This window comes from Chitinimonas lacunae, from assembly GCF_042650885.1.
In the GTDB taxonomy this organism is placed as follows: Bacteria; Pseudomonadota; Gammaproteobacteria; order Burkholderiales; family Chitinimonadaceae; genus Chitinimonas_A; species Chitinimonas_A lacunae.
The window spans coordinates 3930494-3955141 of record NZ_JBHSBU010000001.1; the positions used below are offsets into that span (position 1 = coordinate 3930494).

19 protein-coding genes are annotated in these 24648 nt (G+C 62.9%); 16 read left to right on the top strand and 3 right to left on the bottom strand.

Annotation, left to right across the window (positions count from 1 at the left end):
• The first annotated feature begins 2 nt into the window (after positions 1 to 2).
• The 8 genes from ACFOW7_RS16885 to ACFOW7_RS16920 all read left to right on the top strand — a co-directional run bounded on the left by ACFOW7_RS16885 (position 3) and on the right by ACFOW7_RS16920 (position 9841).
• Entirely contained in the window at positions 3 to 686 is a 684-nt protein-coding gene (locus ACFOW7_RS16885) for a deoxynucleoside kinase (RefSeq protein WP_378166469.1), read from the top strand.
• Between the two features lie 70 nt (positions 687 to 756).
• Positions 757 to 1548: a 3-methyl-2-oxobutanoate hydroxymethyltransferase gene (gene panB, locus ACFOW7_RS16890; protein WP_378166471.1), complete on the top strand. Its 792-nt coding sequence runs from the start codon at positions 757 to 759 to the stop codon at positions 1546 to 1548.
• Between the two features lie 35 nt (positions 1549 to 1583).
• Positions 1584 to 2420, top strand: a complete 837-nt coding sequence (gene panC, locus ACFOW7_RS16895; protein WP_378166473.1) for a pantoate--beta-alanine ligase — start codon at positions 1584 to 1586, stop codon at positions 2418 to 2420.
• Positions 2421 to 2499: 79 nt separating this feature from the next.
• Positions 2500 to 2880 (top strand): aspartate 1-decarboxylase, encoded by a 381-nt coding sequence (gene panD, locus ACFOW7_RS16900; RefSeq protein ID WP_378166476.1) that lies wholly within the window; start codon positions 2500 to 2502, stop codon positions 2878 to 2880.
• A gap of 1017 nt (positions 2881 to 3897) precedes the next feature.
• Complete coding sequence (locus ACFOW7_RS16905) at positions 3898 to 6615, top strand: collagenase (RefSeq protein WP_378166478.1); 2718 nt, start codon at positions 3898 to 3900, stop codon at positions 6613 to 6615.
• A 239-nt stretch (positions 6616 to 6854) separates the two neighbouring features.
• Complete coding sequence (gene hemF, locus ACFOW7_RS16910) at positions 6855 to 7751, top strand: oxygen-dependent coproporphyrinogen oxidase (protein ID WP_378166480.1); 897 nt, start codon at positions 6855 to 6857, stop codon at positions 7749 to 7751.
• A 339-nt stretch (positions 7752 to 8090) separates the two neighbouring features.
• Positions 8091 to 8726, top strand: a complete 636-nt coding sequence (pnuC, locus tag ACFOW7_RS16915; RefSeq protein ID WP_378166482.1) for a nicotinamide riboside transporter PnuC — start codon at positions 8091 to 8093, stop codon at positions 8724 to 8726.
• The gene (locus tag ACFOW7_RS16920; protein WP_378166485.1) at positions 8723 to 9841 is read left to right on the top strand and encodes an AAA family ATPase; all 1119 of its coding nucleotides are present in this window, start codon (positions 8723 to 8725) and stop codon (positions 9839 to 9841) included. The genes pnuC and ACFOW7_RS16920 overlap by 4 nt, the downstream gene beginning before the upstream one ends.
• A 245-nt stretch (positions 9842 to 10086) precedes the next feature.
• On the opposite strand, the gene yaaA is transcribed toward ACFOW7_RS16920, so the two are convergent.
• A complete protein-coding gene (yaaA, locus tag ACFOW7_RS16925) occupies positions 10087 to 10863 on the bottom strand; it encodes a peroxide stress protein YaaA (RefSeq protein WP_378166487.1) in 777 nt (258 codons plus the stop codon).
• A 131-nt stretch (positions 10864 to 10994) separates the two neighbouring features.
• On the opposite strand from yaaA, the gene ACFOW7_RS16930 reads away from it, so the two are divergent.
• The 3 genes from ACFOW7_RS16930 (at position 10995) to ACFOW7_RS16940 (ending at position 15604) form a co-directional block, all read left to right on the top strand.
• Entirely contained in the window at positions 10995 to 11900 is a 906-nt protein-coding gene (locus ACFOW7_RS16930; RefSeq protein WP_378166490.1) for an HD-GYP domain-containing protein, read from the top strand.
• Positions 11901 to 11928: 28 nt separating this feature from the next.
• Positions 11929 to 12444 (top strand): hypothetical protein, encoded by a 516-nt coding sequence (locus tag ACFOW7_RS16935; RefSeq protein ID WP_378166493.1) that lies wholly within the window; start codon positions 11929 to 11931, stop codon positions 12442 to 12444.
• Between the two features lie 331 nt (positions 12445 to 12775).
• Entirely contained in the window at positions 12776 to 15604 is a 2829-nt protein-coding gene (locus tag ACFOW7_RS16940; protein WP_378166495.1) for a DUF2339 domain-containing protein, read from the top strand.
• Between the two features lie 388 nt (positions 15605 to 15992).
• On the opposite strand, the gene ACFOW7_RS16945 is transcribed toward ACFOW7_RS16940, so the two are convergent.
• Entirely contained in the window at positions 15993 to 16760 is a 768-nt protein-coding gene (locus tag ACFOW7_RS16945; RefSeq protein ID WP_378166497.1) for a transporter substrate-binding domain-containing protein, read from the bottom strand.
• Between the two features lie 231 nt (positions 16761 to 16991).
• Between ACFOW7_RS16945 and ACFOW7_RS16950 the strand changes: the two genes are divergently transcribed.
• The 5 genes from ACFOW7_RS16950 (at position 16992) to ACFOW7_RS16970 (ending at position 23417) form a co-directional block, all read left to right on the top strand.
• Positions 16992 to 18686: a vWA domain-containing protein gene (locus ACFOW7_RS16950; RefSeq protein ID WP_378166499.1), complete on the top strand. Its 1695-nt coding sequence runs from the start codon at positions 16992 to 16994 to the stop codon at positions 18684 to 18686.
• 266 nt (positions 18687 to 18952) lie between these two features.
• Entirely contained in the window at positions 18953 to 19357 is a 405-nt protein-coding gene (locus ACFOW7_RS16955) for a BlaI/MecI/CopY family transcriptional regulator (protein WP_378166501.1), read from the top strand.
• Positions 19354 to 21033: a M56 family metallopeptidase gene (locus tag ACFOW7_RS16960; protein WP_378166504.1), complete on the top strand. Its 1680-nt coding sequence runs from the start codon at positions 19354 to 19356 to the stop codon at positions 21031 to 21033. Before ACFOW7_RS16955 ends, ACFOW7_RS16960 begins: the two co-directional genes overlap by 4 nt.
• A 179-nt stretch (positions 21034 to 21212) precedes the next feature.
• A complete protein-coding gene (locus tag ACFOW7_RS16965; RefSeq protein WP_378166506.1) occupies positions 21213 to 22394 on the top strand; it encodes an acyltransferase family protein in 1182 nt (393 codons plus the stop codon).
• Between the two features lie 96 nt (positions 22395 to 22490).
• Positions 22491 to 23417 (top strand): alpha/beta hydrolase, encoded by a 927-nt coding sequence (locus tag ACFOW7_RS16970; protein ID WP_378166508.1) that lies wholly within the window; start codon positions 22491 to 22493, stop codon positions 23415 to 23417.
• A 102-nt stretch (positions 23418 to 23519) separates the two neighbouring features.
• On the opposite strand, the gene ACFOW7_RS16975 is transcribed toward ACFOW7_RS16970, so the two are convergent.
• The gene (locus ACFOW7_RS16975) at positions 23520 to 24305 is read right to left on the bottom strand and encodes a substrate-binding periplasmic protein (protein ID WP_378166510.1); all 786 of its coding nucleotides are present in this window, start codon (positions 24303 to 24305) and stop codon (positions 23520 to 23522) included.
• Positions 24306 to 24648 lie beyond the last annotated feature (343 nt).

The following is a 24648-nucleotide window of genomic DNA, read 5'->3' on the forward strand; positions in this document are numbered from 1 at the left end:
CGATGTCCGAAACTGTCCGTGCCCAGGGCGCGGCCGAGGGAGGCAGCATGGCGCTGGAAAGATATCGCTATCTGGTGGTCGAGGGGCCGATCGGGGTGGGCAAGACCACCCTGGCGCGCAAACTCGCCGAAACGATGGATGCCCGTCTGCTGACCGAGCAGCCCGAGGCGGTGCCTTTTCTGCCCAAGTTCTATCAGGACATGTCGCGCTATGCGCTGGCCACCCAGTTGTCGTTTCTGTTCCAGCGGGTCGATATGGTGGCGAGCCTGGCGCAGATCGACCTGTTCCATGGCCAGACCGTGGCCGATTTCCTGTTCGACAAGGATCTGCTGTTCGCCGAGCTGACCCTGACCGACGACGAATTCAAGCTCTATTCCGATATCTACCAGCATGTCAGCGTGGCTGCGCCCACGCCTGATCTGGTGATCTACCTCCAGGCCGACCCGGCCACCTTGATCGAACGGGTGCAGAGCCGCGACCGCGACTCCGAGCGCCTGTTCGGCGAGACCTACCTCCAGCGCGTGGCGGAACGCTACAGCCGCTTCTTCTACGACTACGCCGACGCCCCGCTTCTGATCGTCAATACCGATCACCTCGACCTGGTTGAAAACGCCGACGACTTTCGGCTACTGTTGCGCCGCATCGAAGGGATGCGCGGCGGCCGCGAATACTTCAATAAGGCCTAGCCGTCTTTTAAGTCATACGTTTATGGCGTAGCATCGCATTCAAGCAAGCGCTTGAAAGAAAGGTTGCATCATGAAAGTCACCGTCAGCACCCTGTACAAGCTGAAACAGGACAACCAGAAGATCAGCATGCTCACCTGTTACGACAGCAGCTTTGCCGCGCTGATGGATCAGGCCGGGGTGGAAATCCTGCTGGTGGGCGATTCGGCCGGCATGGTGCTGCAAGGCAATGGCTCGACCCTGCCGGTCACGCTCGAGGAGATGGCCTACCATGTGCGCTGCGTGGCACGCGGGGCCAAGCAGGCGCTGGTGCTGGGCGATCTGCCGTTTGGCGCCTATCAGGCCAGCCCGGCCCAGGCATTCGAGGCAGCCGCCAAGCTGATGCAGGCCGGTGCCGAGATGGTCAAGCTCGAAGGCGGCGAATATATGGCCGAGACGGTCCGCTTCCTGACCCAGCGCGGTATTCCGGTCTGTGCCCATATCGGCCTGACCCCGCAGGCGGTCCATCTGTTCGGCGGCTTCAAGGTGCAAGGCAAGACCGAGGCCCAGGCGCAGCAGCTCAGACGCGACGCCGAGGCGCTCGAAGGGGCCGGCGCCGTGATGGTGCTGATGGAGATGGTGCCGGCGCCGCTGGCGCGCGAGATCACCGCCAACTGCAAGGTGCCGACCATCGGCATCGGCGCCGGCGTCGACTGCGACGGCCAGGTGTTGGTGATGCACGATATGCTGGGGGTCTACCCGGGCAAAAAGGCCCGTTTCGTCAAGGATTTCATGGCCGACGCCCCGACTATCCAGGGCGCGTTCGAAGCCTATGTGCGGGCGGTCAAGGACCAGACCTTCCCGGCCAGCGAACACAGTTTCTAAGCGGCAGCGCCGCTTTTCTTCCGGATCAGAGCGCTATGCAGATCATCCAGACCATTTCCAAATTGCGCGCCTGGCGCAAGACTGCCGGCTATGTCGCCTTTGTGCCGACCATGGGCAATCTGCACGACGGCCATCTGGCCCTGGTGGCCGAGGCCCGTGCCCGTGGCGGTCGCGTGGTGGTGTCGATCTTCGTCAATCCCCTGCAATTCGGTCAGGGGGAAGACTATCTGACCTATCCGCGCACGTTTGAGGAAGACTGCGCCAAGCTCGAGGCCGCCGGGGTCGATGTGGTGTTCCACCCCGATGTGGCACAGCTCTATCCGCGGGTCGAACAGGCTTACAAGGTCGAGCCGCCGGCGATCCAGGACGAGCTGTGCGGCAAGTTCCGCCCGGGCCATTTCCGTGGCGTGGCGACGGTGGTCAGCAAGCTGTTCAATATCGTGCAGCCCGATTGCGCCATGTTCGGCAAGAAGGACTACCAGCAGCTCAAAGTGATCAGCGGCATGGTGGCCGATCTCGATATGCCGATCGAGGTGGTGCCGGTCGATACCGGCCGGGCGGCCGACGGTCTGGCGCTGTCCTCGCGCAATGGTTATCTGACCGAGGGCGAGCGGGCCGAGGCGCCGCGTCTGTATCGCAATCTCAGTGCGATCAAGGCGGCACTCGAAGCGGGCGAGCGCGATTTCGTCAAACTGACCGAAACCGCCCGTGCCGATCTGGAGAACCACGGTTGGCGGGTCGATTACGTCGAGATCCGCAGCGCCGACCGGCTCGAACACGCCCGGCCGGGCGACCGGTCGCTGGTGGTGCTGGCAGCGGCCAGGCTCGGCCGGCCCCGTCTGATCGACAATCTCGAAGTGACGCTGAACTAGTCGTCCGAGCCGCTGCGCCGGCCTGACCCGAACCGGGCCCGGCTGCGGCGGCGGCTCCACCCCCCACAAGGAGTACCCCATGCAACGCCATATGCTCAAATCGAAGCTGCACCGCGTCACCACCACGCATGCCGAACTGAACTACATCGGTTCGTGCGCGATCGACGAGGATCTGCTCGACGCCGCCGATATTCGCGAATACGAAGAAATCCAGATCTGGAACGTGACCAACGGTGAGCGTTTCGCCACCTATGCCATCCGGGCCGAGCGCGGTTCGGGTGTGATTTCGGTCAACGGCTCGGCCGCGCGCCGGGTCCAGGTCGGCGACATCCTGATCCTGGCCAGCTTTGCCATGTTTGACGACCGCGAACTGGCCGAGCACAAGCCGCGTCTGGTGTTCGTTGATGGCGCCAACCGCATCACCGAACTGTCCAGTCTCACCCCGGTCCAGCCGGCCTGAGTCTTCAGGCGGGAGCGGCAGCCGCTCCCGCTTTTATCTCCGCTTCTACCCAGTCCTCTTCTCGGACCCATCACTCCCTCCCGCCATCTCGAACTCGACCCCGGGCCAAGCCTTGCTGGCTGAAGGGGCTGGCGCGTCCCACTGCTTCGTCTTTTGCTCCACGCTGAGGTTCGACCCACCCCTGATGGTCTGTATGCTGACCGAAAGGAGGAGCGTTGCCGGGCAGCTGGTACACGACCCGTTGAATCCGAGCCGTCCCTGGCGACGCTGACTTGGCGAGCTCGTGCCGATGCCGAGCCTGCCGGAAATGTGCGAGTGGCTTAAATCGCACAACGGGGAGAGCGTAATGGCTTGCTCTGGCCGTCTTCTGCCGAGCGGGTGCTTTGGGAGAGTTGTACGGTTGTTGATGAGGGATGGGGAAGAGATGGTAGAGAGGGGATAGGTGGATTGACTTATTGTTTTGTTTTTCCTCTATAAAAGCTTCCCTTTCTTGTATGTAGATTTACAAAAACTTTCTATTTTTCATTTTCCGCTATTTTCCCTGCTGAAATTGCAACAGATGAGAAGGTGGAGCATCCGTACAGTGCGGAAAAAGAGGTTTTGTGAGGGGAAAGTGTGGGCGGTGGAGCGAGCAGGGGTACAGGCGGCAACGCCAGTATGGGCGCGGCTCGCAGCGGTTTTTCCGCTGTCGTTGGCTGGTGCGGAAACCGCGCCTTTAGACCATATAGGGTGTCTTTTCAATAACAGAGCTATTTTTGTGTATCAAATGTCATATCGCTAGATATAGCTAGGTTTCAGACTAGGGAAAACGGCAAGTATTTTTCTCTGTCTGGGAGCTTGTGTGCGGCTTCTTATGGCTTTTGCATACAATAACTGCGTTTCATCATCTCCTTAGGACATAAGGATGATTGCGGTCGTAAAAAACAGGTGTGCAAACGGGTAAAAAATCCTATCGTCATATGCTGGGCCGGGAAGAAGATGTGCGCTCTCAATTACCAATAACTGGAGAGTGACGCCATGAAGTCCCTTCGTTCCATGCCCCGCCTGCTTCCCCTGGTTGCTGCCGTATCGTCGGCCTTTGTCCTGACGGCTGCGAACGCCCACGATGAGATCAATCTGGTGCCGGGCATGGCGCATGGAGAGGAGCATGTGCTGGCCCGCGCCCCGTCGACTCCGCTGCCGCCCAAGGCACAGGCCATCGCCGAGATGCCGACGCCCGAGGCCGTCGCCCGGTTGATGGCGCAACCGCAGCAAGCCAAGGCCATCGCGCAGGCCGGCATCGACACCAGTGTCCCGCTGCCGCCCCAAGTGAATGCCGGCGCCGACCTGCCGGCCGTGGGCGCCACGATCGCTTGCAATATCTCCAGTCTGCCCAGCAGCGGTGATGCCCTGGTCGCCGCCCTGCGTGCCACCGAGGCTTCCTGCCTGAACGGTCTGTTCCAGGCCAACGCCAGCACCATCCGCCTGTTTACCGACGCCAATATCCGCACCGTGTCGGAAGCCGCCACCCGCCGCGCGGCCAACTTCGACGGAGTCGATCCCAAGGGTCTGGCGCAACTGGTGGTGTTCCTCAAGGCCGCTTACTACGTCCAGTACTACAACCCGCAGCACGTCCCGGCTTTCTCGATCGATGCCAAGCGCGCCAGCCTCCGGGTGGCAGCCGCCCTGGTCGGCAACCGCAAGGTGTGGAGCACCCCGCAGCCTGACTACGACGCCATCTGGTCCAACCCCAACCTGACCTGGGAACAGAAATCGGCCCTGCATGCCCAGGGACAACTGGCTATCGCCGCAATGCGCGATGGCGTGGTCCTGGTTGACTCGGTCCGTCTGCTCGATGAGTTCGCCGATACCGCCGCCGCCACCGTGCGCGCCTTCCAGGCCGGTTACGCCGGCCGGATGATCGAAAGCGGCATCTATCCGCTGCAAACTGCCTTCTTCACCGCCCATAACGACGGCCGTCTGGGCGGCACCATGGAATCGGGTCGCTACGACCGTCTGGTCGAAGCCCTGCGCATCGCTGCCCGCGACTATGAAAACCGGTTCAACCACACCGACCAGTTCTATCTGAACTTCGTGCGCGAATACGGCCGCTTCCTGCTGCATGCCCGTTATCGCAGCGGGGTCGAAAGCGAACTGATGCAGATGCTGCGCCGCGAGACCAAGTTCAACGGTCCGTGGATGGAAGCCGCCGGCATGCTCAAAGGCGCCATGCCCAACTACGACTGCAAGCGCTACGACCTGTGCAACGCCAAGCAGGAACTCGAAGCCAAGCTGTTCCCGAACACCTGGAGCTTCGATGACGGCAAGCTGGTGTTCCGTACTCCGCTGAGCTTTGCCGAAGTGGAACAGCTCTACTACGCGCTCAAGCAGGTCGAGAGCCAGATGAAGCGGCTGGGCAATACGCTGGAGCCGGTGGCGGGTGACCCCAACGAAAAGCTGAAGATGGTGATCTACGGCACCAAGTCCGACTACAAGAACTACCAGGACTTCCTGAACAATCTGTCTACCGACAACGGCGGCATCTATATCGAGTCTGATGCCACCTTCTACACCTTCCAGCGCAAGGTGCCCGAAGAGAGCACCCTGACCCTGGAAGAGCTGACCCGGCACGAATACGTCCACTATCTGAACGGCCGCTACGCCCAACCGGGCATGTGGGGCGATGACCGCTTCTACGACGACGAGCGTCGGATGACCTGGTTCGACGAAGGCAGCGCCGAATTCCTGGCCTGGAGCACCCCGCGCGACGGCATCAAGACCCGCGCCAATATCGCCGAGATTCTCAACCGCAACGACCGTTCGGCCTGGTGGCCGATCAGCAAGGTGGTGCGCAGTGCCTACGCCGACGGCTGGGACTTCTACAGCTGGGGCGCGCTGCTGATGGATTACCTGCATCGTCAGCATCCGCAACAGGTCGATGCGATCTACGCCCGTCTGCGCGCTAACGATGTCGCCGGTTACGACGCGCTGATGCGTAAGCTCGGCTCCGACCCGGCGATCCAGCAGGGCTGGTTCCCGTTCCTCGACAAGGTGCTGGCCGACCATAAAGCCAAGCGGCTCGACAACACCTCGACGCCGTATGGCAAGGTCTGGCTCAAGGCCGGCGAGTGGAAGGAAAGCTCGGTGTCAACGCTGCAAAGCAATATGAGCCGCTGGATTCCGGGTTCGGTCTGCAAGACCTCGGTCGATCCGAGCCGCAATGTGCTGGGCCGCTTTGCCTGTAGCGGCGAAGTGTCGGCACCGAACGACGGCCCGACCGCCACCAAGGAAGTGAACCGCGTGCTCGACTACACGCTGAACCAGCTCAGCGCTTCGGGTCCGAACAACTTCCTCGGCATGAACTGCGCCTACGGTGCGTTCAACCCCTCGCGCGGCACCCGTCAGTTCGTCTGCGAAGGCCCGCTGGCCAAGGCTGGCGATACCAGCGGCGGCAAGAACGGCTTCGAGCTGCTGTCGTCGTGGATCACCTCGGACAAGGCTTGCAAGCTCGGTTACCTCGAATACCGCACCAACCCGGCCAATGCCGCTGCCACCTTCACCCTGCTGCAAGCGCCCAAGCGCGGTGGCCTGGTGCTGACTGCCTGGGGCAGCTACAGCTACCGCACCAATGGTGCCCAAGGCGGTGTGATCGACGACAGCTTCCGCTTCCGCGCCACGGTCAACGGCGTCAGCAGCGAGCACACCGTCACCTTCCGCGTCAACGCGAGCGAAGCCGGCTATCGCGCCTGCCTGTAAGCGGATGTCGGAGCGCAAGGTCGGGTTGTTGCGCTCCGTTTCTGTGTCCTGCGATCCCGGCCGGGTCGCAGGACTGTCCGGTCCGCTGCGGCGGACCGACCGGCGCCACAACGCCGGTCAAGTTGTCGTGTCGTCTGTTGTCCTCGTCGCGCCCTGGCATTCGTGCCGGGGCGTTTTTTTGTGAGGGGCGGCGGCTCGCGGTAACATCGCCCGGTTTATCTCCCCCGCCTTCCCGTGCCATGGACAGCCAAGCCAGCAAACAGTATTTCCTCGACCTGCAAACCCGTCTGATCGCCGCTTTCGAGGGGGCCGACGGCGGCAGCTTCCGCCACGACCCCTGGCAGCGCCCGGCAGGCGGCGGCGGGATCAGCCGGATACTCGAAGGCGGCGAGCTGTTCGAGCGCGGCGGGGTCGGTTTCTCCCATGTCCACGGCGACCGTCTGCCACCGTCGGCATCGGCCCACCGGCCCGAACTGGCCGGCCGCGCCTGGGAGGCAATGGGGGTGAGCCTGGTGCTCCATCCGCGCAACCCCTATATCCCCACGGTCCATATGAATGTGCGGATGTTCCGCGCCACCGGCGTCGGCGAGCCCGATGTGGTCTGGTTCGGCGGTGGGATGGACCTCACGCCCTACTACGGTTTCGAGGAAGACGCCCGCCATTTCCACCGCGTCTGCCGCGATACCCTCAACCCGTTCGGTGAGCAGTACTACCCTCGCTTCAAGCGCTGGTGCGACGATTACTTCTTCCTTAAACACCGCAACGAGGCTCGTGGCATCGGTGGCATTTTCTTTGACGATTTCTCCGAGTTAGGCGAAGAAGGCAGCTTTGCCCTGACCCGTGCAGTTGGCGACAGCTTCCTGGCCGCCTATCTGCCTATCGTCGAGCGCCGCCGCGAGCTGCCGTTCGGGCCGCGTGAACGCGACTGGCAGGCCTATCGGCGCGGTCGCTATGTCGAATTCAATCTGGTGTGGGACCGCGGGACCTTGTTCGGCCTGCAATCGGGCGGGCGCACCGAGTCCATCCTGATGTCGATGCCGCCACTGGCGCAGTGGCGCTACGACTACCAGCCCGAAGCCGGTTCGCCTGAAGCGGGGCTGCTGACCGACTTCCTGCCCCATCGCGACTGGCTGTAAGGCCAATCCACCATTCCGGTCGCCTCCCTGTGGACCCTTTCTCGGCTCGGGAAGCTGGGTGTGGGCGTCCGTGGCGTCTATTCGGCGTCCGAGTCGGACCCCAATGCGCGTCGGACGCGCTGAAGCCGCAAGATTTTCCGCGCGCCCACCGCCTTGGATTTTCATATCCACGCTCGAAGCGTGATCCGATGCACTACGCTTACTGCAAGCAGTACATTTGTTTGGTCGGGCTAACAGAAATAAACAGGAAAAATGTCTGCTAGTACTGGCGCGGATATTAACCAGAAATAAATATTTTTGCTTGTCACTGCTGACTACTTGGCCAAGGAGTTCATCGCGATGCAGGAACTCGCCGACGCACTGAACCAACCGCTGTTTATCGTGTGGAGTGCCCCGATGAGCCGGGCCGAGGTGCTGGGGTTTGCCACGGGTTTATGGTGTGTCTGGTTGGCGGCGCAGCGGCATATCCTTAATTTCCCGGTCGGCATCGCCAATAGTGCCCTGCTGCTGTTTCTGTTCCTGCAAGCCCGGCTGTTTGCCGATGCCGGGCTGCAAGTGTTCTTTATCGTGCTCGGGCTGCTTGGTTGGTGGCAGTGGCGCCGTGGCAGTACGGCGGCGGCCGTGCCGGTCAGCCGGCTGGCGCCCGGGCGGGTGGCGTGGTGGGTGGCCGGTGCGCTGTTGGGCACGGTCATGCTGTATCCGCTGCTGACCTGGCTCAAGGGCAGCGTGCCGGTATTCGATGCGCTGATCACCACCTTGAGCATCGCCGGTCAGTTCCTGCTCAATCAGCGCAAGGTCGAGAGCTGGTGGTTCTGGATCACGGTCGATCTGATCTCGGTGCCGGTCTATCTGCACAAGCATCTTTATCTGATTGCCCTGCTGTATGTGATTTTCCTGGTGCTGGCCTGCCGTGGCTGGTGGTTATGGCATCGCGCTGCGCCGCCTTGGCGGCTCTCGACGGAAGGGGTCGCATGAGCGTTCGTTACCAGCATGGTCTGGTGATCGGCAAGTTCTATCCGCCGCATCTGGGCCATCTCTATCTGATTCAGACGGCTGCCCGCCATTGCCGGCAGGTGACGGTGGTGGTGATGGCGGCTGACCGGGAATCGATTTCCTTGCGCCAGCGGGTGAGCTGGCTGCGCGAGTCGCTGAGCGAATGGCCGCAGGTGGCGGTCAGCGGCGTGGTGGACAATCTGCCGGTCGATTACCACAGCGACAAGATCTGGTCGCAGCAGGTGGCCTTGATGCGCGCCGGCGTGGCGCTCGCCGATGCCGAAGTCGGCCGCACGCCAGCGAAGGTCGATGCGGTATTCAGTTGCGAACACTACGGGGCCGAGCTGGCGCGGCGTTTCGAGGCGGCCGATGTGCGGCTCGATGGTGAGCGTCATCTGTATCCGATCTCGGGCACGGCAGTACGGGGCGACCCGGCCGCTTATTGGGAATGGCTGCCTGCCACTACCCGGGCCGGTCTGGCGCTGCGGGTGGTATTGATCGGTGCCGAATCGACCGGCAAGACCACGCTGGCGCGGCAGCTGACCAAACATTTCCGCAGCCGCGGGGGCGCTTGGGCGGCAAGCCGGATGGTGGCCGAATATGGCCGCGAATACTGGGTCAACCGGCTGGCACTGGCGCGCGCCGAGTTGGGACGCGAGCCGGCTTTCAGCGAGATCAGTTGGGACGCCAGTGAGTTCGTCCATATCGCCCATGAACAGAATCGGCGTGAACAGCAGGCCGCGCGTGAAGGCGGTCCGCTGTTGCTGTGCGATACCGATGCGTTTGCCACCAGCATCTGGCATGAACGCTATCTGGGGCTGGAAGAGCCGCCGCTTGATATCAACCCGGCAAAGCTGCCCGGACGGCGCTGCTATCTGCTGTGCGATGTGGCCGGCACGCCGTTTGTCCAGGATGGCTGGCGCGATGGCGAGGCGATCCGCGATTGGATGCAGGGCCGCTTTCTCGCCCGGTTGGAACAGGCCCATTGCAATGCCTTCCTGCTCGACGGCCCGCTATCGTTGCGGCTTGAGCAGGCAATCAATCTGATCGAGGCCGAACTGACGGCCTATTGGCGCTTTGCGGCGCCGCCTGGGTGAGCGGTAGTGCTGCGGCGTGTTCAGGTGGCCTGTCCGATGGGCATCGTGGGGAAGTGGCAGTGAATGTGAAAGATGCGGTGCGTTACGCCGCTTTGCGGCTGACGCACCCTACGATTCGTGGGGGAGACGGTGGATTGGACAGAAAGGAAAATAATAGGAAAAACATCCGCTAGATATGGTGCTGTAAATAACGATAAATATCGTTAATAGGCTAAACCCTATTTTCGCCTCTCCCCCATCTCCCCTCAGGCCGCCTTGTCGCGGCGAAATACCCAGCGGTCCTGTTCGCTGACTTCAGCGACAAAGCGATAACCTTCCAGGTCGAACTGCTGGAGTTCTTCCACGGACCGGGGCCGACGCTGGGCGGCAAAGCGGACCATCAGACCGCGTGCCCGCTTGGCGTAGAAGCTGACGATCTTGTAGCGGCCGTCGGTGCCATCCTCGAACACGCAATCGACCACCCGCACACCCAGTTGCTTGGGCCGGACTGCCTTGAAATATTCATTGGAAGCCAGGTTGACCAATACCTGCGGCTCGGCCGTGGCCAGTTCGGCTGCCAGCACGTCGGTGAGCCGGTTGCCCCAGAAGGCGTAGAGATCGCGGCCATGGGCGTTGTTGAGCCGGGTACCCATTTCCAGCCGGTAGGGTTGCATCAGATCAAGCGGACGCAGTACGCCATAAAGGCCGGACAGGATGCGCAGCCGCTGCTGTAGATAGCCAAGCTCGTCGTGGCTGAGCGAGGCGGCGTCGAGTCCCTCGTACACATCGCCCATGAACGCCAGCAGTGCCTGCTTGGCCGGGCCCGGGGCAGCCTGCGGCGTCCAGGCGGCGTAACGGGCGGTATTGAGGGCAGCGAGGCTAGGGCTGATCGACATCAGGCTTTCGATTTCGGCCGGGGTTTTGGCGCGCAGCAGCTCGATCAGTTCGGTGGAGTGCTCGGTAAAGCGCGGCAGGGTATGGGGCAGATCGGGCGGCGCTGGCTGGTAATCCAATGTTTTGGCAGGAGAAATAAGGAACAGCATGGCAGGCTGACTTGGCAAAAAGACCGTCATTGTAGCGGCCCGCTTGCACGACGCCAGCAGCGCCTATAGTGAACGGAGCATGCGGCGACCACCGGGGTCGCTGCCGATTTCCGCGATGGTCCGCCTGTGCCATGACCCTTGATCTTCCCGCCAAAGTGATCGAACCGCTGCTGCAAAGTCTCTATGTAATGGCTTCGCTGGTCGAGGCGCGCGACCCCTATACGGGTGGCCATCTATGGCGGGTGTCGCAGTTCTCCCGTCTGCTGGCGGAAGCGTTGTCGCTGCCCGCGGCCGATGTGGCCCGGATCGCCCTCGGTGGCTTTCTGCACGACCTGGGCAAGATCGGCGTGCCCGATGCCGTCCTCAACAAACCCGACCGCCTCAATGACGAGGAATACGCTCTGATCAAGACCCACCCCGAAATCGGGGCCCGCCTGCTCAGTGGTCATCCGCTGGCCGGGCTGGTGCGGGCGGCGGTGGTGATGCACCACGAGACGCCCGATGGGCGCGGCTATCCGGCCGGGTTGGTCGGCGAGGCGATTCCGCTCGATGCCCGGATTGTCGGGCTGGTCGATGCGTTCGACGCCATGACCAGCAATCGGCCCTATCGGCGCGGTATGCCAGTCGAGCGGGCACTGGACCTGATTGCTGAGCAACTGGGGCGTCAGTTCGACCCGACCTTGGGGCAGCGCCTGATCGAGATGGGCCGGCAGGGGCAGCTCGACCCTATAGTGGGCCATACCGAGCCGGGCATTCCGCTCCAGGATTGCCCAGGTTGCGGCCCGATCATCGTGATCCGGCGCGACCATCGATCAGGCGATCTGGTCTATTGCCGCCATTGCGGCGGCGAAGCGGCCGTGCGGCGACAGGATGGCCGACTGTCTCTGGAGAGCACCGGCCGTCGGGGTGGTGCGGCCGAATGCGAACCTGAAGTCGATATGGCATTGCTCGACGAGCTGATCGCCGAAGCGATGCGTCATCTGCATCCGTCCCGTGGACCGCTGGCGCGGCTGCGGGCGGTGCTCGGTGCCGGTTGACGGCAATACTTGTATATGGAGGCTTCCCATGCGTTATTTCGCCGCTTCGCTGGCCCTGTCGGGCGCGCTTGCCTTGAGCGTCGCTGCCCAGGCCGAACCGCTTGCTCCCAAGAGCCTGCAACGGCTTGCCTGGAACCTCGACGGCGCCAGTTGGGAAGTCGACAAGGATGGTGCTTCGGACAAGGGGCAGCCCGAGGTATCGGTATTCCATAAGAATGCCGGGATCATGGTGTCCTTGCAGGAGAACAATTCGGCGGCCACCGTCGATGCCCACTGGCAGGAATACGTCAAGGCGACCCGCGCCGTCAGTCGGGTATTCAACGAGGTCAGCGTGCCCAGTGAACTCAAGCCACCGGCCGGTTTTTCCTGCCGTGCCGAGGAGTCGAGCCTGGGCGACGACCCGCCCAATAAGACCCGCGTGCTCTGCGGTGCCGTCCAGGGCAAGACATTGGCCCTGCTGTCGCTGACCTTGCCCAAGGAAGAATGGCGTCCGCATCTGCAAGACCTCAATGCCATGCTCAAGGGCATCAGTTGGCGTAATTGAATGGATGGTGGTGGGCAAGTAGAGGCGGCAGCGAGGCTGAGGCGTGACTGTTGGGGCAGCCGCCCTGAACCGTTGCTGCGGTGGCGGGTCGATACTGATCAGGTGCGTCCTGTCAGGGTTCCGGCTCGACAAGCAATGACCACAGCCCACAGCCTTGCCCGCAGGACCCGCAAGTCAGCGGCTTGCCCGTATTGGGAAATAACACTGTATCGATACTCATCGTATCGAAAAGTGATACCAGAAGTGACTGGCGGCGACCATCGCGGCCGTTGGCGTTGCCGGTTCAGGCTGCTTTGCTGACACTGCCGCGATCCTGTTCCCGGAGTCTGCGATGGCGATAGCTGGTTTGCTGCTTGGTATGGTGCTGGGGTCAGTCTTTCTGTCTCACGGTGGTGCCATCATCGGTGCCGTGCTGGGCTGGCTGATCGGGCGTGAGCGGGAGCAGAACCAGCGCATCACCAGCCTTGAACACGAAATCGATCGTCTGCTCTCCCTTCAGGAAGAACAGCAGGTCGTGGTTCGGGTGATGCCGCCCACTGCCGCCGCCGCGGCAAAATCCGAGCAAGAAACTCCCGTCGAACCTGAACACGGACCTCGTCCCGCCCTTGCCCCCATCAGTCGGGTCGAGCCTCAGAGCGAAGCACTGCGCCACAGCTCCGTAGCGCCTGCCACGGTCTCTGCAGCAGAGCCGGTGCCGGCAGCGCCGCCGCCATTCTCCATCCCTCCTGTTTCCCCGTCACCGCCCTTGCCGCCGCGCCCCGCGATGCCCATTCCGGCGCCGACGCTTCGTCCGGTTCATGCCGCGCGCCATGGCGAGCCCAGCCAGTCGCGCGAATGGCTGCCGAAGTGGTTTGTCGAGGGCAATCCGGCGGTCAAGGTCGGGGTGGTATTGCTGTTGATGGGCGTGGCCTTCCTGCTCAAGTACACGGCCAAGTTCATCCACTTCCCGGTGGAAATGCGTTATCTGGCCACGCTGGTCGGTTCGGTGGCGTTGGTCGGTTTTGGCTGGTTCCAGCGCGAGCGGCGGCCGGTGTTCGGTCAGGGCCTGCAAGCGGGCGGGGTCGGCTTGGCGTTTCTGGCGGTATTTGCGGCTTTCCGGCTGCACGAACTGATTCCTGCCGGGGCGGCTTTTGCGCTGCTGGCGGCCATTTCGATCAGCACCGGCGTGCTGGCAGTGCTGCAATCGGCGCAGACCCTGGCCGTGATGGGCATCGCGGGCGGCTTTATGGCGCCGATCCTGGCTTCGACCGGGCAGGGCAACCATGTGATGCTGTTCAGCTATTACGCCGTGCTCAATCTCGGCATTGCCGTGGTGGCCCGCGTGCGAGCGTGGCGCTGGCTCAATCTGCTGGGCTTTCTGTTTACCTTTGTGATCGCCTCGGCCTGGGGCGTGCTGTCCTACCGGGCGGACCGCTTTGCCAGCACCGAGCCGTTCCTGATCTTTTACTTCCTGTTCTACGTCGGCCTGACCGTGGCCTTCGCCCAGCGGCGGGTGGAAGAGGACGGCGTGCTGGTCAAAGACCCGGTCGATGCGACGCTGGCCTTTGGCGTGCCGCTGGTCGGCTTCGGTCTACAGGCGGCGCTGGTCAAGGATTTCGCTTATGGTACTGCCTGGTCGTCGGCCTTTCTGGCCCTGTTCTATGGTGTCATGTGGCTGGGTCTGCGCCGTCGGGCCGGCTTGGCTGCGCTCGCTGAAACCTTCCTGGCGCTTGGGGTCGGCTTTGCCACCGTTACCGTCCCGCTGGCGCTCGACGCCGCCTGGACCTCCGCCTCCTGGGCGCTCGAAGGCACCGGGCTGATCTGGGTGGGCTGTCGTCAGCAACGCACCCTGAGTCGCTGTAGCGGCTATCTGCTGCTGCTGGCGGCCGGCTGCGTGGCGCTGTGGCACTGGCATAACCCCGAGTCCTACAGCGGCTGGATCAACGGTGCCCTGTTCGGCACATTGATGGTGGCCTGTGCCAGCTGGCTCGCGGCCATCCTGCTGGAGCACTGGGCGCGCGCCGAAAAGCGCCTGCCGGCCGAGTGGCTGATGCACTGGGTGCTGCTGGCCTGGGGCGTGGCGATCTGGCTGTTGGGCGGTCTGACCGAGATCGACCGCTACGGCAAGGCCGGACAGCAGGTCAATCTGTTGCTGCTGTGGGCGGTATTGAGTGTGCTGGGCTGGACGGTGGCGGCGCGTGGCTTTGACTATCGGGCGCTGCGCATCCCCGGTCTGGCGCTGCCGGTGGCGGGTCTGCTGATCCTGGTGCTGGCCCAGGAGCGCTTTGCCACGCCGCTCGAGGCCGCCGGCTGGCTGACCTGGCCTTTGCTGTTCGCTGCGCTCTGGGGAACGCTGGCCTACCGGTCGCATGAATTGCCGCGCGACGGCAAGCGTCTGGCCCATCTGGGCGGCTGGTGGCTGTTGCTGGCCTGGGTGGTGTGGACCCTGACCGATGCCTTCGACCGGCTGGGCGAGGGTTCGTCCTGGCCGTGGCTCGGTGGTCTGCTGGCGGCCGCGCTGGCGCTGCGGCTGCCGCGTTGGCTGGAACACTTCTGGCCGGTGCGGCGCTATACCCGACTCTATCAATGGTGGGCCATCTGGCCGCTTGCGGCGCTGCTGTCGATGGTGCTGCTGGCCGCGCCTTGGTCGAGCAGCGGTGCCGCGACGCCTTTGCCTTATCTGCCGCTGCTCAACCCGCTCGATCTGGGCATGTTGCTGGCGCTGTGCGCGCTGTGGGCCTGGTGTCGCGATCCCTATCCCGCGGCCAAGTTGCTGCCCTACCGCGACACCGCCCTCTACGCGGCCGGCGCACTGCTGTTCGGCTGGGCCAATGCGATGCTGGCACGTGCTTTCCATCACTTCGGCGGCTTCGACTTCTCGGCGCGGGTACTGCTGGGCGAGCCGGCTTTCCAGGCCGGACTGTCGCTGCTGTGGAGCACCGTGGCGCTGGCGTCGATGTTCTACGCCACCCGACGCGGCCTGCGCGCGCTCTGGATCACTGGCGCTGCGCTGATCGGCCTGACGGTACTCAAGCTGTTTGTGCTCGATCTGGCCGAGTTTGGCGGTCTGGCGCGGATCGTGTCGTTTATCGGCGTGGGCTTGCTGCTGGTGGGAGTCGGTTTCTTCGCCCCGGTGCCGCCGGCGCTGGGCGCGGAGGACGAATTGGGGCAGAAAGGGTAAATAAGCTGGGGAATTGCCTTTCGTAAAATAATCTGCAAATAGTTTGCTAGGCAGTTGTCGGTATATATTGAAATATAAATAATCGGTTCGCGCGCTGAGTCACTCCCTCGGCCCGGCAAGCCGAAGTGGATAGCCGATAGCCTCAACTGAGGAATAACTTTGATTGCAACGGGGCGGACACTCCCCTAATGATGTGTCTGCCCCGCCTGTGCTACCCATTCGCTGTCAATACGGCGTCCAGGAAAGCCAGCTCGTCGCAAGACCATCGACGGTGGGACTCATCGTTGCCAGCGCAAGCTGCCGGGCGAAGGAGACGATGGGGCATCGAACCGTTGGATGGCCGCTGCACGCCGGGTCTGGTCGAACTGGACGCCGTCTTGAGCGCGTATCAATTGCGCAGATTGAAGACGAAGTGGCGGCTCGAGATCGAGTTGTAGACGCCACCCGCGATCAGGCTCTTGAGCGCCTTGTTGAAGCGGTCGCGCAGCACCAGTTCGTCTTTTCTGAGCGCGATACCCTGGCCACGGCCGAAATAGCGCTGTTCCTTCAGTGCGCTGCCGACCAGCTCGAAGCCCTGACCGGCCGGGGTCTGGAAGAAGCCGTAATAGGCGGCGGTGCCGTCCATCAAGGCCAGCTTGACTTCGCCCTGTGCCAGCGCGTTGTAGAGGGCCGAACTGGTCTTGTAGCGGCGGATGATCGCCCGATCGGCGAATTTGCTGCTGAGGTAGGCGTCGTAGCTGGTGTTTTCCTCGACGCCGATGGTGACGCCTTCGACCCGCTGCGGCGAGATGAAGACAAACGGGAAACGGCCCTTCTTGGCCACGAAAAAGGCCGGCGAATGGGCATAGGGGTCGGTGAACATCACCTGTTTTTCGCGATCCTCGGTAATGTCCATCGACGACAGGATCACATCGATCCGGCGCGCCAGCAGATTGGGGATCAGGTCGTTCCATTCGGTGCGCACGAAGCTGCACTGGACCTTCATCTCTTCACATAGGGCACGGCCCAGCTCGACATTGAAACCATGCAGATTGCCCTGGTTGTCGACCATCTCGAAGGGGGGATAGCGGCCCTCGATGCCGATCTTGAGTGCCTCTGCCTGGACGGGCAGGGCGATGGCAAGCAGCGCGGCGAAGAGCGCGAGGTGGCGTTTCATGTGTAGCGTTTCCCTGAATTGTTATTTGATTCGATGCCGCCTGAGGCGACCGGCCATGATCGCATAGCCAGCCACGCTGCCAACTGGGGCCTTGCCTAGGCGTTGCGCGGCTCGGGACAGTGGCGATGTTTTCCTGCAACGGGCACCGGCAAAAAAATCCACTGGGCCTTGACCCGTTTGCACGGAATCGGCCGTTGAAGGGGCAGCACCCTTTCCTTACTGGAGACCGTCATGTTCCCACGTCACTTACTGGCCGCATCCGTTCTGCTGCTGGCGGCCTGTACCCAGTCGCTGCCTTCTGTCCAAAGCGAGCAGGCTGTACCGCCGCCACCCGCGCCCAGGCCCACTCCCGCTGCGCCCGAATCCGTGGCCGCGCCGGCCCCGCTGGTCGCCCGGGCAAAAGGGCCGCTGGCCGACAAGGCCGTCGAGCTGTCAGGCCGCAGTCTCAACCGAATGGCGATGCTGGCGCCGCCGCAGCAGGAAGAGCGTGAGAACTACCAGCATCCCCAACGCCACGGCGTGCTGAAGACGGCTGAAGCGCCCGTATCGACCTTCTCGATCGATGTCGATACCGGCTCCTACGCCAATCTGCGCCGGCTGCTCAACCAGGGCCGCCTGCCGCCGCGCGATGCGGTGCGGGTGGAGGAGCTGATCAACTACTTCCCCTACCGTTACCCCTTGCCCAAGGATCGGCAACCGTTCGCCGTCGCGACCGCGGTGGGGCCGACGCCGTGGAATCCGCACAGCTATCTGCTGCGGGTCGGCATCCAGGCCGCCGACAGCGCCAAGGCTGAGTTGCCGCCGGCCAATCTGGTGTTTCTGGTCGATGTGTCGGGGTCGATGAACAGCCCCGATAAGCTGCCGCTGCTGAAAAATGCGCTGAAGCTGCTGGTTGATCAGTTGCGGCCGCAGGATCGGGTATCGCTGGTCACCTACGCCGGCGGCACCCGGGTGGTGCTGGAGCCGACTCCGGGCAATGAACGGGCCAGGCTCCATTCGGCCATCGACGACCTGATCCCGGGCGGCTCGACGGCCGGCGCTGCTGGGATCGAACTGGCCTATCGGATGGCACGCCAGGGCCTGATCCAGGGCGGGATCAACCGCATCCTGCTGGCCACCGATGGCGACTTCAATGTCGGCATCACCCGCTTTGACACCCTCAAGGACATGGTGGCCGAACGGCGCCGCGACGGCGTGTCGCTGTCCACGTTGGGCTTTGGCGGCGGCAACTACAACGACCATCTGATGGAACAGCTCGCCGATGCCGGCGATGGTGCCTATTCCTATATCGATACCCTCAATGAAGCGCAGAAAGTGCTCGTTGACGAGTACACCTCGACGCTGGCGGTGGTGGCGCGTGATGTGAAAATCCAGCTCGAATTCAACCCGGCCGTGGTGGCCGAATACCGGCAGATCGGCTTTGAAAACCGGGCCTTGCAGCGTGAGGATTTCAACAACGATCAGGTCGATGCCGGCGAAATCGGCATGGGCCACCGGGTGACGGCGCTCTATGAAATCACCCTGACCGGCGACCCGACCCGGATCGAGCCGCTGCGCTACGGCAAGGATACGGCCCGCCAGCAAGCCCATGCCGCTGAGCTGGGTTTCCTGCGGCTGCGCTACAAGTCGCCCGACGGCGGGGCCAGCAAGCTGCTCGAATTCCCGATCGCCCGGCCAGACGGCAAGCGCGAGGCGGCGGCCATCGATGAAGACTTCCGCTTCGCCGCCGCCGTCGCGGCCTTCGGGCAGCGGCTGGCCGATGGCGGCAAATATCTCGATGGCTTTGATTTCGACCGTATCCATGCGCTGGCCGCCGGGGCGCGCGGGGAGGATCGCTTCGGTTATCGTGGCGAATTTCTCGGCATGGTACGGCTGGCCAAGAGTCTGGCCGGCAAGAAGGAGCCGGAGGCGCAGATTGCAGAGTGATGGCTTGTTTAGATATTTTTCTTATATTTATGTTTATATGTCTTGAAGCATGTTGGCCTGATATTTTATTTATGGCAACAGCCTGTTCCGGGACCCATCGCGTTCCATAGGCCGGACCCATGGCGACGAATCGGACCGATCAGGTCGATGAAGCGGATTGATGACGGGCGTCTGTGGACGCCCGTTGTCTTTGTAGAAAGATTTTTCTAGACATAATTTTCTAGAAAATGCATTCTACGTCACCCCATTCGCCGGAAAATGTCTCGATGACCCGTACCGACGCCTTACCCAAACCGACTCCCGCCGAACTCGATCTGCTGCGTGTGCTATGGCAGATCGGCCCGGCTACCGCCAAGCAGGTTCACCAGACGATCCAGACCGACCGCCCCGAGATGGCCTACGCCAATGTGCTGCGTCAGTTGCAACTGATGCACGCCAAGGGGCTGCTGTCGCGCGATGAAAGCCAGCGCTCGCATATCTATGCACCGGTCGCTTCGCAGGACTCCCTGCAATCGAGCCTGCTGCGCGAGCTGATCCACAAGGTCTTTTCCGGCTCGGGCAAAGCCCTGGTGCTGGCAGCGCTGCGCGGTCATGTGACCGAGGAAGAAAAAGCCGATATCGAGCGCTTTCTCGATGAGGAGAAGCGTGACGACCAGGGAGAACGCTCATGAACGCACCTTGGCTGGAAGTCCTCGGTTGGGCACTGCTCCATTCGCTATGGCAAGGCGTCTTGCTCGGGGGAGCGGCGGCGTTGGCACTGCGTCTGTTGCGCCGGGCCGATGGCCGGACCCGCTATCTGCTGGCCTATGCCGCACTGCTCGCTTGTCTGCTGTTGCCTGTGGTCACGGCCTTGAGCCGGTCGGTGCCGGTCGGTGCCACCGACGAGGGCCTTGGCACGGCGGATTGGACCAGCATGCTCGAAAGCGGCTTTCCCTGGCTGGTGGGCTTGTGGCTGAGCGGCTTTGCGCTGATGACGCTGCGTCTGCTGGGCGGGCTGCTATGGGTGGAACGCCTGCGGCGCGCCGGCGAAGCATGGCGCGACCCGCAGTGGCGGCGCCGGCTCGATGGCCTGGCGCTGCGGCTGGGGATAAAACGGCCGGTCGGGCTGCGTCTGGTGGCCGAGCTGTCCGGCCCCGTCACGGTAGGCTGGCTGCGTCCGGTGGTGCTGTTGCCCGCCGCCCTGGTGGCCCGGATGCCGGCCGATCTGCTCGAAGCCCTGTTGGCGCATGAACTGGCCCATATCCGTCGCTTTGACTATCTGGCCAATCTGCTGCAATCGGTGGTGGAGGCGCTGTTGTTCCATCATCCGGTGGTGTGGTGGCTGTCGCGGCAGGTGCGGGTCGAGCGCGAGCAGATCGCCGACGATCTGGCCGCCCTGGTGCTGGGCGAGCCGCGCCGCCTGGCCCTGGCCCTGGGCGAGTTGAGCCGTTGGGAGCCGCCGCTGGCGCAGGCCGCTCAGGGGGGCGAACTGCTGGCGCGTATCCGCCGACTGCTGCGGCCCGCACCGCAACCAGCGCGGCGGCGCTTCGGGCCGGTGTTGTTGGGGGCCTGTGCGCTTGGGATGGTGATCCAGGCCCACGGTCTGATCGGCGAGTCGCCGACGGAGCCGACTTCCGTCCCCGCCCATGCCAGCGTGCCGCGCTTGCCGGTCCTGCAGAACCAGACGCTGCGCGCCAGCCATGCGCTGGTGATCGACGACCAGGGCCGCGTGCTGTTGCAGAAGGATGCCGACCGCGTGGTGCCGATTGCCTCGCTCACGAAATTGATGACCGCCATGGTGGTGCTCGATGCCCGCCCCGATATGGCCGAGTCGATCCGCATCGATGCCAGCGATGTCGAGTCTGGCAAACGCAGTGCTTCCAAGGTGGCGGTGGGCACCACACTGCCACGCGCGCAGATGCTCGATCTGGCGCTGGGCGTGTCCGACAACCGCGCCGCCAAAGCCCTGGCCCGCACCTACCCAGGCGGCCCTGCCGCCTTCGCACAGGCTGTGCAGGCCAAGATCGCGGCGCTTGGCCTGACCCATACCTCGATTCACGAACCGACCGGCCTGTCGCCGCGCAATACCTCGACGGCCACCGATCTGGCCAGGCTGGTACAGGCCGCGTCGCGCTATCCCGCCATTGCCGGCACCCAGGCCAAATCGGCGGTGGTGGCGCGTCCGGGCTGGGATGTGCTGCTGTCCAAGACCGGCTTCACCCGCGAAGCCGGCCGCTGCCTGACTCTGCGCGCCCGTTCGGTGCGGGGCGATGTGACCGTCGTGCTGCTGCATGCCGATGGGGCGGAAAGCCGCGTCCGCGACGCCGTGGAGATTCTGAGCCGCCTGGAACGCACCCCGGCCTTATAAGACCCGCCGCGCTTGCTTGGTGTCCGGGTCGGATGCACCAAGGAGGGACGCCCTGACAAGGCCTCACCTCCGGTTGATCCTGAGCGGTCGCAGCCTCAAGCCCGCCACTTGGACGAGACGAATGCCTGCAGTCGTGATGCGCGGGGAAGCTGGCTGTCGAAGGACATTAGGAAAATAAAATGACAAGTATATTACATTTCCAGGAGGAGTCTCCAGGACGAAATAAAAGAATCGACCTGCTGCGTGGCGTAGCCATCCTGTGCGTGCTGCTGCTCCATTACGCGCTCGCCTATGGCTGGAAGAAGCATCCGCTCGCCGCGCTGGTCGATGGTGCGCTGCTGCGGGCGGTCTACCACGGCAATTTCGGCGTTACGCTGTTCTTTGTGGTGTCGGGCTATCTGATCACCCATCTATCGCTGGCCCGCTGGGGCAGTCTGAGCAGGATTGCCCTGCGCGACTTCTACCTGCTGCGTGCTGCCCGTCTGTTGCCGGCCTTGCTGCTGGCGCTTGGTCTGATCGTGACCCTGGGTTGCCTCGACCTGCCGTTCTTCGACAACCGCGACGGCGGCCATGCGCTGCCGGCGAGCTATTTCATTCCAGCGGTCCTCTCCGTGCTGACCTTCTGGCACAACCTGCTGATGCAATCCGAGGGCTATTTCAACTACTGCCTCAATATCTACTGGTCGCTATCGGTCGAGGAGGCGTTCTATCTGCTGCTTCCTCTGGCTGGATGGCTATTGCGGCGCACCCGTCTGCTGGTGCTGGTCTGTCTGCTGCTGATCGTGATCGGACCGATCTATCGCACCGTGCATGCTCACGATGAGCTGTTTTTCATGTATGGCTATCTGGCGTGTTTCGACGCCATCGCCATGGGCTGTCTGGTGGGGTTGCTGGCGCAGCGCCTGGGCTTGAGCGGTCGTTCTGCCGCCGGCTTGCGGCTGCTGGCCGCGCTGGCATTCGTGGCGCTCTATCTGCGCGGTTTTGCCGGCTGGGAAGGGGTCAGCTTTTCGCTGGTTGCGCTGTGTGCCGCCGTCTATCTGCTGGCCTCGGTCAACGACCCGGCTCCCGGCTGGGGCACGGGAAGGCTCACGGCGCCGCTGCGCTGGCTCGGACGGCACAGCTACGAGCTGTACCTGTTCCATATCATCGTGCTGGGCCTGCAACGCAATCTGCTGAGCCGCGAACAGCTCGATTCGCTCGGCTGGTCCTTGTGGGCGCTGCTGTTTCTGGGAGGATCGGCGCTGCTGGCCTGGCTGGTCGCGCGTTTTGTCTCCCTGCCTGCCAATGACGCGCTGCGACGACGTTATCTCCCGCCCGGCGCTGGGGCTGCGCGGCTGATGCCAGCCGGCACCGCGCGCTAAATCCACTTTCCATTTGCGCGATCCGATCCTGCTGGCGCTTGACCGGCCGGGACGGTCGCGTCCCGATGTCCGCGTTTTTCCTCAAGGAGTCATCCAATGCCTCATCGCGCTCTACTGGCTGCTCTGTTGGCTGCCGTATTGCTGGGTTCGCGCGCAGGGCAGGCCGAACCGGCCGCTGCCATCGCCAGCGCCGACCAGGTCATGCCCTATGTGCTCGACAACACCGAAGTCCGGCCGATCCGCTCGGCCATTCTCCAGCGCGACTACCAGCTATTCGTCAGCCTGCCTGATGGTTACCGCGAAGGGACGCGCAGCTATCCCGTGCTGTTTCTGACCGATGCCAACTATGCCTTTCCGCTGGTGCGCAGCATCGTGCGGCGGGTCCGCGACGACGGCAAGGCGCTGGAGGATTGCATTGTGATCGGCCTGTCCTACGCCCGCGGCGAAACGCCGGGCTACAGCCGGCGGCGCGATTACACCCCGACCGTGCGCGAGCAGCTCGATCCGGCGCCAGGTGGGCCGTACCGCTATGGCGAAGCCGAAGCCTATCGCCGCTTTATTGCCGAGGAAGTGTTCCCGTGGGTGGCCAGCCACTACCGGGCCGATCTGCAACGTGCGATCTACGCCGGCCATTCCTATGGTGGCCTGTTGGGCGTCCATATCCTGCTGACCGAGCCGCGGATGTTCTCGCACTACATCCTCAGCAGTCCTTCGCTGTGGTACGACAACAAGGTGATGTTCAAGCGCCTGGAGAGCTATCTGGCGAGCCAGCCCGATCTGCCGGCCAAGGTATTGATGCCGATCGGCGCCTTCGAGACCGTGCGGCCGGAGTCGGACAACCCGCGCTACCACAAGGAACACGATATGGTGCGAGACCTGCTGCGCTTTGAGCAGCGTTTGCAGGAGCGGGCGTATCCGGGCCTGGAGATCCGCGCGCTTGTGCTGGACGATGAAGACCATCTGACCGTCTTTCCGGCCAGCATTACACGCGGGCTGCTGTGGGCACTTGCACCGAAGAAGTAATAAATGATTATTTCTTGAAGAAGATGGATATCTATCTTGCAGTAGATTTGCTTGATTTTTGATATGTGAGGCAGAGGCAGGCGCTGTCACAGCGCCTGCCTGTTATTCCACCCGATCGGCGGCGCTGTCGCGCCAGCGTTCGAGGTATTTCTCCAGGATGGCTTCGGTGCGGCCCTCGCGCTCGTACTGGCGCAGCTTTTCATCGAAGCGGGCGGCCAGCACGCGGCAGGGGGAATGGCGGCTGAAGCCGAAATGGATTTCGCCCTGGCTGACCATCGGTTGCAGGGCCATCAGCCGCTTCTCCATATTCTTGCCCAGCACATAAGCCATCCCGGCCTGATAGCCGGTCACGAAATAGTCGGTCAGTCCACGGTCGAGATCATGAAAGCCACGGTCGAGGTTATAGGCCGGCACGATGGTCAGATGATGGCGCATGAATTCATCGAAACCTTCGCCGAAACGGTCGCCCAGACTGGCGCCGCCCCGATAGGGCTGTAGATCCTCCCAGCGCCGGTAGGCAATCCGGCGATCGCGCCGCACGAAGATCGCGCTGGGATTGGCACTGAAAGGCGCTTCGCCGAATTGGAGGAATTTCTCCCGATCAGGCGTGCGGCGCAGCGCCAGCACCAGATCGATTTCCCCCAATTCAGCGGCTTTGAGCACCCGATTCCACGGCCCGACATAACGCGCTTCGCCCGGAATGCGCAGTTCAGTCAGGATGCGCTCGGTAATTTCCACCGTGGCCCCGAGCAGACGGCCATTGTCCGACCAGTGAAAGGGCGGGTAATTGGGATTGGCTGAATACACCAACTTGCGACAACCTTCATCAGCGCGCAACAAACCAGGCCAGGCCGCCAGCAACACGGCGACAAGCGCGACGATACGCATTGGCAAAGACTCCTGATAAATCGATCAACGGGAAATGGAAAAGATGGCCTGATCCAGCAAGGCCGATCGTATCTGAATCAGTCAGGCAAACCGCCTATCTTAACGGCGAAAAGCCGGTCAATTAACGGATTTTTCAATTCCTTATCATGCATCAATTAAGAAAACAGCCAGGCATGCCAGTTGTTGACCGTTTTCTTTATCTGTTGTTTGCACGGGAGAGGCGGTAAGCAGGTGCAGGACGGTACAGCGCACGGAACCAGGCGGACCGGGGTGGGTAAACAGGTATGCGTAGGTGTCATGCCTTTAAAAACTGTCTTCCAGATCTGAATTTCCATTTGGAGGA